At 69.1% G+C, this 14,828-nt stretch carries 14 protein-coding genes; 8 read left to right on the top strand and 6 right to left on the bottom strand.

Features of this window, described 5'->3' with window-relative positions:
* Positions 1–103: 103 nt before the first annotated feature.
* On the bottom strand, positions 104–637 hold the full coding sequence (locus tag G531_RS0116985; RefSeq protein WP_026928138.1) for a hypothetical protein: 534 nt from the start codon (positions 635–637) through the stop codon (positions 104–106).
* A gap of 44 nt (positions 638–681) precedes the next feature.
* Positions 682–1,908: a serine/threonine-protein kinase gene (locus G531_RS23610; RefSeq protein ID WP_051215654.1), complete on the bottom strand. Its 1,227-nt coding sequence runs from the start codon at positions 1,906–1,908 to the stop codon at positions 682–684.
* 86 nt (positions 1,909–1,994) lie between these two features.
* Between G531_RS23610 and G531_RS0116975 the strand changes: the two genes are divergently transcribed.
* Positions 1,995–3,125 carry a hypothetical protein gene (locus G531_RS0116975; protein ID WP_026928137.1) on the top strand — a complete coding sequence of 377 codons (1,131 nt, stop codon included), beginning with the start codon at positions 1,995–1,997 and terminating at the stop codon, positions 3,123–3,125.
* 48 nt (positions 3,126–3,173) lie between these two features.
* Here G531_RS0116975 and G531_RS0116970 read toward each other — a convergent pair whose 3' ends face one another.
* The 4 genes from G531_RS0116970 to G531_RS0116955 all read right to left on the bottom strand — a co-directional run bounded on the left by G531_RS0116970 (position 3,174) and on the right by G531_RS0116955 (position 6,064).
* Positions 3,174–3,830 (bottom strand): hypothetical protein, encoded by a 657-nt coding sequence (locus G531_RS0116970; RefSeq protein ID WP_026928136.1) that lies wholly within the window; start codon positions 3,828–3,830, stop codon positions 3,174–3,176.
* Positions 3,823–4,200: a thioredoxin family protein gene (locus tag G531_RS25410; RefSeq protein ID WP_169515886.1), complete on the bottom strand. Its 378-nt coding sequence runs from the start codon at positions 4,198–4,200 to the stop codon at positions 3,823–3,825. The genes G531_RS0116970 and G531_RS25410 overlap by 8 nt, the downstream gene beginning before the upstream one ends.
* Before the next feature lie 205 nt (positions 4,201–4,405).
* Complete coding sequence (gene trxB / locus G531_RS23600; RefSeq protein WP_035759551.1) at positions 4,406–5,380, bottom strand: thioredoxin-disulfide reductase; 975 nt, start codon at positions 5,378–5,380, stop codon at positions 4,406–4,408.
* Between the two features lie 105 nt (positions 5,381–5,485).
* On the bottom strand, positions 5,486–6,064 hold the full coding sequence (locus tag G531_RS0116955; RefSeq protein ID WP_026928135.1) for a hypothetical protein: 579 nt from the start codon (positions 6,062–6,064) through the stop codon (positions 5,486–5,488).
* Positions 6,065–6,219: 155 nt separating this feature from the next.
* Here G531_RS0116955 and G531_RS0116950 point away from each other — a divergent pair, with 155 nt between their 5' ends.
* From G531_RS0116950 to G531_RS0116920, 7 genes are all read left to right on the top strand, one after another.
* Positions 6,220–7,893 carry a fumarate hydratase gene (locus G531_RS0116950; protein WP_026928134.1) on the top strand — a complete coding sequence of 558 codons (1,674 nt, stop codon included), beginning with the start codon at positions 6,220–6,222 and terminating at the stop codon, positions 7,891–7,893.
* A gap of 668 nt (positions 7,894–8,561) precedes the next feature.
* A complete protein-coding gene (locus tag G531_RS0116945) occupies positions 8,562–9,206 on the top strand; it encodes a class II aldolase/adducin family protein (protein ID WP_026928133.1) in 645 nt (214 codons plus the stop codon).
* A 139-nt stretch (positions 9,207–9,345) separates the two neighbouring features.
* Positions 9,346–10,215, top strand: a complete 870-nt coding sequence (locus tag G531_RS0116940; protein ID WP_026928132.1) for a VOC family protein — start codon at positions 9,346–9,348, stop codon at positions 10,213–10,215.
* Complete coding sequence (locus tag G531_RS0116935; protein ID WP_060929996.1) at positions 10,212–11,510, top strand: MFS transporter; 1,299 nt, start codon at positions 10,212–10,214, stop codon at positions 11,508–11,510. The genes G531_RS0116940 and G531_RS0116935 overlap by 4 nt, the downstream gene beginning before the upstream one ends.
* 91 nt (positions 11,511–11,601) lie before the next feature.
* Entirely contained in the window at positions 11,602–12,210 is a 609-nt protein-coding gene (locus G531_RS23595; protein ID WP_051215653.1) for a PadR family transcriptional regulator, read from the top strand.
* 98 nt (positions 12,211–12,308) lie between these two features.
* Positions 12,309–14,327 (top strand): 2-oxoacid:acceptor oxidoreductase subunit alpha, encoded by a 2,019-nt coding sequence (locus tag G531_RS23590; protein WP_373277296.1) that lies wholly within the window; start codon positions 12,309–12,311, stop codon positions 14,325–14,327.
* 6 nt (positions 14,328–14,333) lie between these two features.
* Positions 14,334–14,828 (top strand): thiamine pyrophosphate-dependent enzyme (locus G531_RS0116920; RefSeq protein ID WP_026928130.1); only part of this gene is annotated, 495 nt, incomplete at its 3' end.

Here is a 14,828-nt window from a genome sequence, read left to right as displayed (position 1 = left end):
GCGCCGAAGGCGACCGGTTCGGAAGCGCCGAAGGCGACCGGTTCGGAAGCGCCGAAGGCGACCGGTTCGGAAGCGCCGAAGGCGACCGGTTCGGACGCGTGAGTCAGCTGCCGCGCAGCCGATTGGTGTAGTCGACCGCGCGGTCGGCCCGCTCGGCGCCGAACACATGCAGGAACTCCGCGATCTCCGGATGGCTGGCGCGCAGGGTGTTCGCGGCCTCGATGAACTCACCGGCCGAGGCGACCGAGCGGCACAACTCCTGCACATCGGCGGCCAAATGCCGGGCCCGCTTTCCGGTGGTGGAGGTGGTGGCATTGGAGAACACGTCATTCTTGTGGGCATTGTTCTCCAGCTGGCTGATCGCGTCATCGTGGCCGAGTTCGCCGGATTCCACCTGCCTGGTGATCTGGATCATCCACTGCAATCGCTGGGCCGCCGCCGGATTACCGATTTTGATTCGGTGCCCATTGATCAACTGGCTCAGCATCGGGGCGGAAATGCCGAGGTATTCCGCCATGCGTACCTGGGTCAGCCGAAGGATCGCGGCGCAGCGGCCGAGCACGTCCTGCAGGGGCTCGCCGTACAGTTCGATCTGACGTTGTCGGGTTTGGGTCACCTCGTCGGTGGTGTCTCGCATAACTTCCATTCTAGGGACCTTTTTGCCTTAGCAAAGTGACGATCTCACGCCACAAGGATGATTATTCCCCCAGAAATCAACAGCAGCCCCACAGTACCGAGAATCCACCACCGAATACGCGAGTTTTGCCGGGCATTCTTAGGGCCACCGGGCGCCGGCGGGTTGGGATCGGAGCGCCGGGCCAGGCCGTTGTCGACGGGTCCGGGCGTGGTTGCGGTCGGCGTGGTTGCGGTCGGCGTGGGTCCGGAGGCGTACGAACGGGGCTCCTCGACCGGGTACGCCGGTGCCGCGGCGGGTGCCGGGGCGTCGAAGCGGGTCGCGGCCGCGGCGTCGAGCCGGGTCGGCGCCGGGACCGGCTGCACCTGGGTGGCCGGGTGGGCGTTACCGGGGCGATCCCGGTCCAGCGCCTCGGTGGCGGCATCCTCCGAACCCGCCGCGATCGGCCCGTCGGCCGCCCAGCCCGCCGGCAGCGGACCGATCTGGTCGAACACCTCGATCGGGTCGCTTTCCGGATCGGTGACCGCGGTGATCCGGCGCAGCGCTGCCCGGGCGGCCGCGGCGCTGGGAAAGCCGGTTCCGGAGTCCCGGGCGAGTTGCTCGACGAACTCGGCCAAATGGCTGGCCGCCCCGACCGGGAGCGGTTGGTCCTCGATCGGCCGCATCCCGGTGAGCAACTCGGAGAACACCGCCGCGGTGGCGTACAGATCCTGCGCCGGTGCGGGATCGGCGCCGGCACGGGCGAGTTGCGACATATAGCCGGGGGTACCGACCACCTGGCTCAGGTGGGTGAGCCGGGGATCCTCCGCCCGCGCGGCGATCCCGAAGTCGGCCAGCCAGATCCACGGCAGCCCGGTGCCGGTGGCATCCAGCAACAGGTTGCCGGGCTTGATGTCGCGGTGGACCAGGCCCCGGCCGTGCACCACGGTCAGCGCGTCGAGCAACTGATCGATGACCACCATCGCCCACCAGTCGGGCAGGCCGCCGTAGTCGGCGAGCATGGTGGCCAGCGACCCGCCGTGGGCCAGTTCCATGGTGAGCAGGACCCGGTCGTCCTCCCCGGCCCAGTTCAACGGGGCCAGCACATGCGGGTGGTCGATCTTGTGCCCGGTCTCCCGGATGAAGCGGAGGATCGACCCCGAATCGGACTGCTTGAGGATCTTCGCCGCCCGATAGACCCGCTCCTTGCGGTCCCAGACCCGCCACACGCTACCGGCGCCACCCTCGGCGATGGGGTCGACGAGTTCGTAGCGTCCCGCGAAGATCTCACCCATGGCGTTCACCCTAGACGGGATAGGGCCACCGGTCAGCGTCCCCGGTATCGTCAGCCGCACAGAGTTTCGTCGACCACAGGAGCCAGATGGGGACCAGCCAGCTGACCGGGTCGCCCGCGGCGGTCCGGCGCGGGCGCCGGGTGCGCCGGGCGATTGCGGCTGTCGGAATCGGGGTCGTGGTCGCCGGCACCGGGTGGGTCGGGGCGTACGCCGCCCCCCGGCCGATCACGGGCACCCCGAATCGCACCGGTGCGCCGGCGATCACCGCGGCGGACTATCGCGACACCCTGGGCCCGGTCGGGACGCCCACCGCGCAGCGGCACTATCGCCTGGCCCGTGCCGACCTCGCCGAGCGCTGGCAGATCTCGGCGGCGGCGGAGATCGGTGGGCTCCCGGACGGATTCGACCTGGCGGTGGTGACCGAGACCGGAGAAGAGTGTGTCACCGACTCGGCCTCGGCGCACTCCCGCTCCGGCCCGGTGAGCGCACTGGTGGATCCCTTCGCGGGGTCCTGCAGCGAACAACTCGCGGTCTACGTCGTCCTCGAGCGGCGTCGAATGTACGCCACCGGCGGGGACCAGCCCGGGGAACTGCCGCTGCTGCTGCGCGCCTCCCCGCTCCCACCGGCGCGCAATATCGAGCAACTGCCGACCGCGCTGCCGACGGTTCGGTCGACCACGCTGATCGCCAGCGATCCCAGGCCGGTGGCGCCCGGATCGCTGACCGAACCGGCCGTGGTCGAGACCGGCACCGTCAGTACCCGGCTGGAGCCGAACCGGCCGGCGTACTTCTCGGTGCCGGTGCAGTGGGGGCAGGCGCTGCAGCTGACGCTGACCCTGCCGGAGGAGGCGGGTTCGGGAGCGGTCACGGTGCTCAACCCGGCGCTGGCGGAGGTGGGTACCGAGACCGGCCGGAAGACGGTGAATGTCACCTGTCCGCCGGTGGTGTACCGAGCCTCCGGCACCGACCGGGCCGCGCTGAGCACGCAGGCCGGGGACTATCTGGTGTCGGTGATCGTGCCGGATGCGGGTGCCCCGACCGACGTGCATCTGACTGTCGCGCTGAGCGGCGCGGTGCAGGGGGTTCCCGACCTGCCGCGCCGGCATCTGGTGCGCGACGACACCACCCGGATGATCAGTGGTGGCGCCCTGGTGGTGCTCGGCGTCGGCGCTGTGACCGCCGCCGGAATCGGCCTGGCCCGCCGCCGGCGCGGCTGAGCCCGCTGTCGCGGGCAGGCTTGGGGCCGCCCGGCGGGGCCGCGGGGGCTACTTGGTGTTCTGCAGCAGGACCTCGGCGGCCGCCACGATCTCCTCGGGCTTCTGCGAGCGCTGGCCGATCACCAGCAGCACCGTGTAGGAGCGGTTCACCGCACACACGTCCAGGTCCCGGGATTCGCGGCCGCAGAGGGCGGTGCCGAGCTGGCGTACGCCGCGGGCCTGCAACTGTTCCTCCAGCAGGGCCTTCTTGTCGGCAACCGGGCGGGCCGCGATCACGATGTAGGCGGGCTGGTCGTTCTCGTAATAGGTGGCCGTGACGATCTGCCGACCGGTGTCCGAGCCGGGGCTGGGGGCCTCGGAGGTGGCCTGCGGTTCGCCCGGCGGACGGTTCAGGTTGCCCGCAGTGACCGGGAGTTCGGGCTTCCCGGTGGGCTCGGCGGTGGCGGTGGCCACCGGTTCCCGGTTGCGTTGGGTGAACAGGTAGCCGATCACGCCGCCGGTGGCCAGCAGCAGTGCCAGCATGACCCCCATCACGATCAGCGGGACCTTGCTGGTCGGCCGGGTGTGGTCGTCGGCCTCCGGGTCGACGAGCTCGTCCTCGCTCGGGTCGACCGGCCCGGGCTCGGCGTTGCGCGGCGTGGCTTCGGGGCTGCGCAGGTGGGAGGTCTCGTCGTCAGGTCCGGGCTGGGGCCGGGAATCACTCATCGCACTCGTCCTTCGCTGGCACGTGGCTGGGGCGGTCGGGGTCGAGGTGGTCCTCGATCACCCGGATCAATTCCGCCTTGGGTCGGGCTCCGCGCACGGTGTGGGTCAGCGCACCGTCGGCGTAGATCTGAATGGTCGGCAGGTGGGTCACCTGATGGTCGGCGGGGCTGGCCGGATTGAGCGCGGTGTCCAGGCGCAGGAACCGCATCCGGCCCGCGTACGCCCGCGCCAGTTCGGCGAGCACCGGCTCCTGCTGCCGGCCCGGAGCACACCAGTCGGCGGTGTAGTCGACCAGCACCGGCAGCGGCGAGCCGAGGACCAGGTCGGCAAAGGTGTCGTCGGTCACCTCGTCCACCGCCGCAGCGTCCACGCCATGCCTCCTCCGATCGCGCCGTCCGCGATCAGGACAGCAGCCAACCAAAACAGTATTCCCGGCGCAAGCCTGCCGGACAATGGCCCGCAGCCCGCCCGACGGGAGCCGGGCCCGGCGAACACGGAAGAAGCCGGACCCGGCGAACATGGAAAACGCCACGACCGCAGCGGTCGTGGCGTTCGGTCCGGATGGTCCCGGTGGGTCAGGCGGTCTGCTCCGCGAGATCGGCAACATCAGCGACATCGGCCAGATCGGCGAGGTACTTCTCGGCGTCCAGCGCGGCCGAGCACCCGGAGCCGGCGGCGGTGATCGCCTGCCGGTAGGTGTGGTCGACCAGGTCGCCGCAGGCGAAGACACCGGGCAGGTTGGTCCGGGTGGTGCGGCCCTCGGTGAGCACGTAGCCCCCGGCGTCCAGGTCCACCTGGCCCTTGACCAGTTCGGAGCGGGGGTCGTGGCCGATCGCGACGAACATGCCCTGGACGGGGAGTTCCCGGGTCTCGCCGGTGACGGTGTCGGTCAGGGTCAGCCCCTCCAGCGACCCCTCGCCGTGGATGTCGGTGACCGCGGAGTTCCAGGCGAACTTGATCTTCGGGTCGTTCTCGGCGCGGCGGGCCATGATCGCGGAGGCGCGCAACTGGTCGCGGCGGTGTACCAGGGTGACCGAGTTGGCGAACTTGGTCAGGAAGGTGGCCTCCTCGACCGCGGAATCGCCGCCGCCGATCACCGCGAGATCCTTGCCCCGGAAGAAGAAGCCGTCACAGGTGGCACACCAGGAGACCCCCTTGCCGGAGAGTCGCTCCTCACCGGGCAGCCCCAGCTTGCGGTAACCGGAGCCCATCGCCAGGATCACCGCACGCGAGCGGTAGACCGTGCCCGAGCCGTCGGTGACGACCTTGATGTCGCCGGTCAGATCCAGCTCGACGGCGTCATCGGTGATGATCTCGGCACCGAACCGCTCGGCCTGCTTGCGCATGTTGTCCATCAGGTCCGGGCCCATGATGCCCTCGGGGAAGCCGGGGAAGTTCTCGACATCGGTGGTGTCCATCAGGGCGCCACCGGCGGTCACCGAGCCCTCCAGCACCAGCGGTTTCAGGTCGGCCCGGGCAGCGTACACGGCCGCGGTCCAACCGGCGGGGCCGCTGCCCACGATGATGATGTCGCGAATGTCCTCCGACATGTCAAACCTCTCAGTCGCTGGTGATGACGTCGAGAATAGTCAACAGTGATCGGGTCGGCTTTGTTCCCGCCGCCCGCCCCGGGCGGGCGTACGCCCTCGGGCGGTTCAGCCGGCGCTCACCGCACCGCTGAACTGCACCGCCGGATGGGCCGAATCACCGACGATCATCACCGTCACCGCACCGAGCCGATCGGCCGGAATCGCGAAGCCCATCGGCACCTGACCGGTCTCCCCGGGCTGCAGCACGCCGGCCAGACGTACGCCGAGGCGACCGGAGGAGTCGGACACCTTGGGGGCGCCGACCCGGTCGTAGTAGCCCCAGACCGCGACCTGGGCGGTGTCGAACGGCTGGTCGGAACCGTTGCTGACCTGGATGTCGGCCTCCACGAGGTGACCGTCGGTGCCCTCGGCGCCGCGTTCGGTCGCGGTGGCAGTACGGGCGGTGATCGTGGTGACCTGTACCTCGACCCCGTCGGGCCAGCGGGCGGCCTGGTCGAAAGTGAACCGGGCCCCCTCGGGCGCGGCCTCCCGCGCCGCGGTCGGATCGGCGGCCGAACCGGGGTCGGCACTCTGGCCGGCGGAACCGGCCGGCGCGGTGGGCGATGAGCCGTCGGGCCCCTTGGTACAGCCGGTCACCGCCAGGACGACGATCACCGCCGCCACGGTGACTGCACGTGCGATCATGCGGCCAAGGTAGCCGACCCGGTTGCCTCGGGAGGCCTGCGGCACACCCGAAAGGTCCCGAGTTCGCACCAGCCATGAGCGCACAAGCCCGGAAATGCCGCGCCGGGCGTGACAAGATGACGGGCGTATCCGCCGCGTGCTGAGGAGCCTGAACGATGCCCGAATTCGTGTACACCGACCTGCTGCCGGTGGGCGAGGACAAGACCACCTACCGCAAGATCACCAGCGACGGGGTCCGCGTCCTCGACGGCCCCGGGGGCCGCCGGTTCCTGGAGGTCGCCCCGGAGGCGATGACCCAGCTGGCCGAGGCCGCCATGCACGACATCGCGCACTATCTGCGACCGGCCCATCTGGCGCAGTTGGAGAAGATCCTGGCCGACCCGGAGGCGTCCAACAACGACCGGTTCGTCGCGCTGGACCTGTTGAAGAACGTCAACATCTCCGCCGGCGGCGTACTGCCCATGTGTCAGGACACCGGCACCGCGATCATCTCCGGGCACAAGGGCGCGCACGTGCTGACCGCCGAGGGCGTCCGCGATGAGGAGGCGCTGTCCCGCGGGGTGTACAACGCGTACCAGAAGGACAACCTGCGCTACTCCCAGAACGCGCCGCTGACGATGTGGGAGGAGAAGAACACCGGCACGAACCTGCCCGCCCAGATCGAGATCGACGCCGACACCCACGCCGACCACGCGCTGGAGTACCACTTCCACTTCATGGCCAAGGGCGGCGGCTCGGCCAACAAGTCCTACCTGTTCCAGGAGACCAAGGCGATCCTGAACGAGGACGCGATGATGCGCTTCCTGGATGAGAAGCTGCGCCTCCTCGGCACCGCCGCCTGCCCGCCCTACCACCTCGCGGTCGTGATCGGCGGCACGTCGGCGGAGTTCGCGCTGAAGACGGCCAAGTACGCCTCGGCGAAGTACCTGGACGAACTGCCCACCAGCGGCTCGGCGACCGGGCACGGCTTCCGGGATCCGGAGATGGAGGAAAAGGTCCTGAAGCTGACCCAGGACTTCGGGATCGGGGCCCAGTTCGGGGGCAAGTACTTCTGCCACGACGTCCGGGTGATCCGGCTGCCGCGCCACGGCGCCTCGCTGCCGGTCGCGGTTGCGGTCTCCTGCTCGGCGGACCGGCAGTGCCGCGGCAAGATCACCCCGGAGGGCGTGTTCATCGAGCAGTTGGAGTTCGATCCGTCGCACTACCTGCCCGAGGTGACCGACGAGCATGTCGGGGAGGAGGCCGCGGCGGTCGAGGTCAATCTGGACCAGCCGATGGCCGACATCCTGGCCGAGCTGACCAAGCACCCGGTGAAGACCCGGCTGTCGCTGACCGGCACGCTGGTCGTGGCGCGCGACATCGCGCACGCCAAGATCAAGGAACTGCTGGACGGTGGCGGCGAGATGCCGCAGTACCTGAAGGATCACCCGGTCTACTACGCCGGTCCGGCCAAGACTCCGCAGGGGATGGCCTCGGGCTCCTTCGGGCCGACCACGGCCGGACGGATGGACTCCTACGTGGACCAGTTCCAGGCCGCCGGTGGGTCGATGGTGATGCTGGCCAAGGGGAACCGGTCGAAGCAGGTGACCGAGGCCTGTGCCAAGCACGGTGGGTTCTACCTCGGCTCGATCGGCGGCCCGGCCGCGCGGCTGGCCAAGGACTGCATCAAGAAGGTCGAGGTGCTGGAGTACCCCGAACTCGGCATGGAAGCCGTCTGGCGGATCGAGGTGGAGAACTTCCCCGCGTTCATCATCGTCGACGACAAGGGCAATGACTTCTTCGCGACCGTCAGCAAGCCGGCGGTCAAGGAGATCCCCGTGCGTGGCTGAGCCGCGCTGACTCGTACGCCCATCCCGCCGTTGCGGTGTGGGCGTACGTCGTTTTCGGGCCGGGTGGGCTGCCAGCGACAGGTTCGGGGGCCCGGGGGCTTCCCGCGACAGCTTCGGAGGCCCGGGGGCTTCCCGCGACAGCTTCGGCAGTTAGACCCCGCCGTGCGATGGATCCGTCTACCCGGCGACGGCTCTGGTCAACGCGCGGGTGTTGCAGCAATCGCGGGAGACCGGAGCCATCCCCGGATCTGTCGGACCATCGCTCGGTGGCGTCCTCGTGCCCCGTGGGGGTACGCCGCCCGGGACCGCCGGCGGCAACCCGGCTGGGCACGTCGGCCCCTTCCTGCTTCAGAAGAGATCACACGGCGATGGCAAAGGCCTCCCGCGATTGCTGCCATGGGTGCTGGACGGCCGGCAGGGCCGCTGAGTCGAGCTGACTGTCGCGGGTAGGGACCCGCCTGCCGTATCTGTCGCGGGAAGCGGTCCCGCCGCCGGATCCATCGCGGGAAGCCAGTCACCTGACCGACCCGTCGCGGGACGGCGCTCAACTGTCGCGGGTCCCGGGCGGCCACACCCCTCGACTTTCCCAAGCAACGTGGCCAGTCCAATATGCCTAGGCAAATATGTCGAAGTTGACATGTTGGGCCGAGCATGATGAAGTTCTATCCATGACATCGACGTCAGATATCCCCGCCGCCGGACGCCTGCTGGCCCACCACGAGTTGGTCACCGCGTTCGGCCACGTGTCCCGGCGTACGCCCGAGGGCATGCTGATCACTCCCGGCAAACCGCTGGGGTCGCTCAGCGAGACCGACCTCGTCGCCGTACCCGCGGACGCCGAAACCACCGGCCTGCCCGAGGGGGCGCCCAAGGAGGCCTGGCTGCACCTGGCGATCTATGCCGTACGCCCGGACGTGGCGGCCATCTGCCGCGCCCAGCCGGAGTGGGTCGCCGCCGCCGATGCCACCCGCGACCCGATCCTCCCGTTGCACGGACAGGGCAGCTTCTGCGGCGCGGCAGTACCGGTCCACACCGACTCCCGCCTGGCCCGCGATCCGGAACTGGGCCGCCGAATTGCCGAATCCCTCGGCGACGGCACGGCCCTGGTGCTGCGCGGCAACGGCGCTCTCACCGTCGGTCCCACCGTTGCGGCGGCCACCGCCCTGATGTGGGTCCTGGAGTACTCCGCGCGACTCAATGTCCGCGCCCGCTCCGCCGGTACGCCCGTCCCGCTGCCCACCGACGAGCAGGACGCCTGGCGTACCACCCAGACCGAACTGCTCACCCGCCTGTGGCAGCACCTGTCGCACTGAGTACCCGCACCACCTGATCCCCGCTCCACCCGGAGCGACCACCCGCTCACCCGAGCACCACAGCCCTGCCGAGCCCGCTGCTCCCCGGGCTGTGATCCGAGCCCGAAAACTTCGACCCAACCAGAGAACGAGGACCCAGATGATCACCGTCGATGATCTCGCCTACGTACGCATCGGCACACAGGATCTGGACACCCAGATCGAGTTCGTGCAGCGCATCGTCGGCCTGGAGCTGATGGAGCGCACCGAGACCACCGCGCACTTCCGCTCCGATGACCGCTACCAGAGCGTCATCTTCGAGCAGGGCGAGCCCCGCTCGCTGGCCAGCGCCTTCCAGCTGCGTGACCAGGCAGCCCTGGATGCCGCCGCCGAGCACCTGCGGTCGCAGGGCCTCGAGGTCACCGCCGGTACCGCCGAGGACTGCGCCCTGCGCCACGTCCGCGGCATGATCAGCTTCGTCTCCCCCGGCAACAACGTGGTCGAACTGGTCACCGGGATGACCCAGGTGGTCTCCCGCCCGGTCCGGTTCACCCGGCCCGCCGGTATCACCGAGTTCGGCCATCTCGGCCTCGAGGTGCCCGACGTCGAAGCCGGTCAGCGCTTCTGGTCGGACAACTTCGGTTTCCTGATCTCCGACTGGATCGGTGACCGCGCCTGCCTGATGCGCTTCGACCCCGTGCACCACAAGCTCGCCCTGTTCAACGAGGCGACCGGCCTGGGGCACGTCAACTTCCAGGTCGGCTCCTTCGACGACATCATGCGCAGCTGGAACTTCCTCAAGAAGCAGGGCGTGAAGATCCAGATGGGCCCGGGCCGACACCCGCAGTCGACCGCCATCTTCCTCTACTTCTACGGTCCCGAGGACGTGACCTGGGAGTACTCCTTCGGCGTCCGCGAGATCCACGGCGAGTGGACCCCGCGGCGCTTCGACCCCACCCTGCCCGACTTCATCGACATGTGGCAGGGCGCCCTGACCGACGGCCCGACCTGGAGCGAGGACCACGCATGAGCACCACTGAAGTAACCACCGGCCCCAGGCAGGGCCTGCGCGGCGGCAAGCTCGCCGGCCTCGTCGCCATCTGCGCCCTGGCGATCACCTTCGACGGCTACGACCTGGTCGTCTTCGGCACCACCGTGTCCCGGATCATGGCCGAATGGGGCATCAATCCCGCTCAGGCCGGCCTGGTCGGCAGCTACGCCCTGATCGGCATGATGATCGGTGCGCTGACCGTGGGGACCCTGGCCGATCGGTTCGGCCGCCGCAAGATCCTGATCGCCTCGGTGGTCTGGTTCTCGCTGTGGATGATCGTGGCCGCACTCGCCCCCAGCCTGGGACTGTTCGCGCTCGCCCGCTTCATGTGCGGGCTCGGTCTGGGCGGTTGCATGCCGTCGGCGACTGCGATGGTCGTCGAGTATGCCCCGAAGGGCCGCGGCAACCTGGTCTACGTGATCATGCAGTCCGGCTTCGCCGTGGGCGGCATCCTCGCGGCCGGCCTGGCCCTGGCCATCCTGCCCGTCGCCAGCTGGCGGGTGATGTACCTGATCGGCGCCGCCCCGCTGATCATCGTGGTCCTGCCGGCGCTGAAGTTCCTGCCGGAATCCCTGGACTACCTGGTCTCCCGCGGCAAGAGCGCCGCCGCCTCGGCCCTGGCGGCCAAACTCGACGTCGACGTCCCGCAGCCGCGTACCGCCGCCAAGCGGGGCACCCCGGTGGACCTGTTCCGGCACGGCCTGCTGCCGGCGACCCTGCTGTTCTGGGCGGCCGCCTTCTGCGCCCTGCTGCTGGTCTACGGCCTGAACACCTGGCTCCCGGAGATCATGCGCAAGCAGGGCTACCCGATGGGCTCCGCGCTCACCTTCCTGCTGCTGTTCAACCTGGGCTCGATCATCGGCTCGCTGATTGCCGGCTGGGCCGCGGACCGGTTCGGCTCCAAGCCCGTCATCGCCATCTCGTTCACCCTCGCGGTGATCAGCGCCGTGGCCCTGAGCCTGCGTCCGGACATGTGGCTGCTGTGGGTGCTGGTCGCGATCGGCGGCCAGGGGGCGATCGGGACGCAGAACCTGATCAACCCGTTCGTCACCTCGTACTACCCGGCTCCGATGCGCGGCACCGGCATCGGCTGGGCGCTCGGTATCGGCCGCCTGGGCGCCATCCTCGGCCCGATCATCGGCGGCGCGGTCCTGGCCTCCTCGCTCGGTTCGGGTTGGAACTTCTACATCTTCGCGATCGTCGCGGTCGTCGGTCTGGTGGCCGTCGTCCTGGTCCCGAAGCGCAAACCGCACCCGCTCGACTACGCCGAGTGAGGGATCAACCCCCTGCCGACGGGCGTACGGACCCAGTGTCCGTACGCCCGTTCGCGCATTGCCCCGCCGGGGGTTTCAGTAGGGTCGGAGCATGAGTCTGCGGCACGCGATCCTGGGGGTACTGACCGCCCGACCGATGACCGGCTACGAACTGAGCCAGTTCCTCGCGTCCTCCACCGGCTGGTTGTGGTCGGCCACCCACTCCCAGATCTATCCCGCCCTGGCCAAGCTCCGGGAGCAGGGTCTGATCGAGGGGATCGAGGGAGTCCGCGGGGAGTCGCTGCGCAAGGTCGAGTACCGGATCACCGAGGCCGGTGAGCGGGAACTGGTGACCTGGCTGAGTTCCTGGCACGACCTCCCCGACGAGCGGGATCCCTTCCTGCTCCAGGCGGTCTTTCTGGATCAGGTGCCGCCGGCGGCCGCGATCGCCTGTCTGCGCAAGTACGTCGAGGTCCAGGAAGCCGATGCGGTCCGCGCCGAGCAGCATGCGGCACTGCTGGCGCAGGGGGAGACGCCCCTGATCCGCGAGCGGTTCACCCGCAGTCCGGCGGAGACCCACGAGTACGCGATGCTGGTGAAATCCGCGGTGTTCCGGGGCCAGGCTTCGGTTGCTCGGGCCCGCGCGGCCTGGGCCGGGGAACTGGCCGACCTGATCGAGGCGCGGATCGGGGCAGAGCCGATCCCGGCCGAGCGCGGCTGAGTCCGGGCCCGCGATCTCGCGCGGGGTAGCGCAATCTCTGATAAGAGATTATTATTAGACTAACTATTAGCCTAGATTCTCCCGACGTTGTGAGGCTGCTGCAGAGCACCGCCACCCGTCGCGAGCCCCTGGAGGAGTGCGGTGTGAGTGACGTGAAGAACCTGGACCGGGTGGTGATCCGGTTCGCGGGTGATTCCGGTGACGGGATGCAGCTGACCGGTGACCGGTTCACCGCCGATTCGGCGGTCTTCGGCAACGATATTTCGACCCTGCCGAACTTTCCGGCCGAGATCCGGGCGCCCCAGGGGACGCTGCCGGGCGTGTCGAGTTTCCAGCTGCACTTCGCGAACTACGACATCATGACTCCCGGCGATCGCCCGGATGTGCTGGTCGCGATGAACCCCGCGGCGCTGAAGGCGAACATCACCGACGTCCCCAGGGGCGCGGTGATCATCGCCGACAGCGCGGAGTTCACCGCCCGGAACCTGAAGAAGATCGGGTACGCGGCCAACCCGTTGGAGGACGGTTCGCTGGAGGCGTACCAGGTGCACGCGCTGGATCTGTCCGGGATGGCCGTCGCTGCGGTCAAGGAGTTCGGGCTCACCCGCAAGGACGCCTCCCGCTCGAAGAACATGTTCACCCTCGGGCTGTTGTGCTGGATGTTCAACCGCCCGATCGAGGGCACGGTCTCCTTCCTGGAGAAGAAGTTCGCCACGAAGCCGGAGATCCGCGACGCGAACATCACCGCGCTGCGGGCCGGGCACGCCTTCGGGGAGACCACCGAGGTCTTCGCCCATACCTATTCCGTGTCGCCGGCGAAGCTGCCGCAGGGGACCTATCGGCAGATCACCGGGAACGTCGCGATGGCGTACGGCCTGGTCGTCGGGGCGTCCAAGGTGGGGCTGCCGATGTTCTTCGGGGCGTACCCGATCACGCCGGCCTCGGACGTGCTGCACGAGCTGTCGAAGCTCAAGCGGTTCGGGGTGACCGCGTTCCAGGCTGAGGACGAGATCGCGGCGGTGGCCGCGGCCCTGGGGGCGTCGTTCGCCGGCGCGCTCGGGGTCACCAGTTCCTCGGGTCCGGGGATTGCGTTGAAGTCGGAGACGATTTCGCTGGCGGTGATGACCGAGTTGCCGCTGGTTGTGGTCGACGTGCAGCGGGCCGGGCCCTCGACCGGCTTGCCGACCAAGACCGAGCAGTCCGACCTGTGGCAGTCCCTGTACGGGCGGCACGGGGAGGCGCCGGTGCCGATCATTGCGGCCCAGTCGCCGGCGGACTGCTTCGATGCCGCGATCGAGGCAACTCGGTGGGCGGTGAAGTACCGGACGCCGGTCTTTGTACTGTCCGACGGATACAACGCCAACGGCGCCGAGCCCTGGCGACTGCCCGACCTGGCTGCCATCCCGAGCACCGATCCCCATCTGGCGACCGAGCCGAACGCGACCGATGCCAAGGGCAAGCCGCGCTTCCTGCCGTACCTGCGCGATGAGGAAACCCTCGCCCGGCCCTGGGCGATCCCCGGTACGCCCGGGCTGGAGCATCGGCTCGGCGGGCTGGAGAAGGACGCGCGCACGGGCAACGTGTCCTACGACCCGGAGAACCACGACCTGATGGTGCGGACCCGGCAGGCCAAGATCGACGGCATGGTCCGGGAGGTGCCGGAGCTTGCGGTCGATGACCCGGACGGCGCCAAGGTCCTGGTGCTCGGCTGGGGTTCCTCGTACGGTCCGATCACCGCGGCCGTGCGTCGGGTCCGGGCCGAGGGGGGTCGGATCGCCCAGGCGCATCTGCGGCACCTGAATCCGCTGCCGGCCAACGTCGGCGAGGTGCTGCGGTCCTACGACCGGGTGATCGTGCCCGAGATGAACTCCGGCCAGCTCGCGATGGTGCTGCGGGCGAAGTACCTGGTCGATATCGAGTCCTTCGAGCGGATCCGCGGGCTTCCCATTTCGTTGTCGGAGTTGTCCGAGGCGTTGCTGCGCCGGGCCGATGTGGCCCAGGCAGCGACCGAGGAGGAACTGCGACAGGAACCGTTCGATCCCGCCCACGAGCCACGCAGCGTCGCCCAGCAGGGCGGCTTCACCGACGGCCACACCTACCACAGCGATGAGGACTGATCAGCGATGACTGCAACCGAAAATTCCGGCACGTACGCGGGTCTGGCGAAGGTGCCGTTGTCGTTGACGCCGTTGAACCGCAAGGACTTCACCTCCGACCAGGAGGTCCGCTGGTGCCCCGGCTGCGGGGACTACGCCGTGCTGGCCGCGTTCCTCGGGTTCATGCCCGAACTCGGGATCAAGCGCGAGAACACCGTGATCATCTCCGGGATCGGCTGCTCCTCCCGCTTCCCGTACTACGTCGACTCCTACGGCATGCACTCCATCCACGGCCGCGCCACCGCGATCGCGACCGGGGTCGCGACCGCCCGCGAAGACCTCGGTGTGTGGGTCGTCACCGGCGACGGGGACGCCCTGTCGATCGGCGGGAACCACCTGATCCACGCCCTGCGCCGCAACGTGAACATGACCATCCTGTTGTTCAACAACCGGATCTACGGGCTGACCAAGGGCCAGTACTCCCCGACCTCCGAGATCGGGAAGGTCACCAAGTCCTCCCCG

This window comes from Granulicoccus phenolivorans DSM 17626 = NBRC 107789 = JCM 15570 (assembly GCF_000423085.1).
GTDB lineage: Bacteria > Actinomycetota > Actinomycetes > Propionibacteriales > Propionibacteriaceae > Granulicoccus > Granulicoccus phenolivorans.
This window is presented reverse-complemented; position numbering and strand designations above follow the sequence as displayed.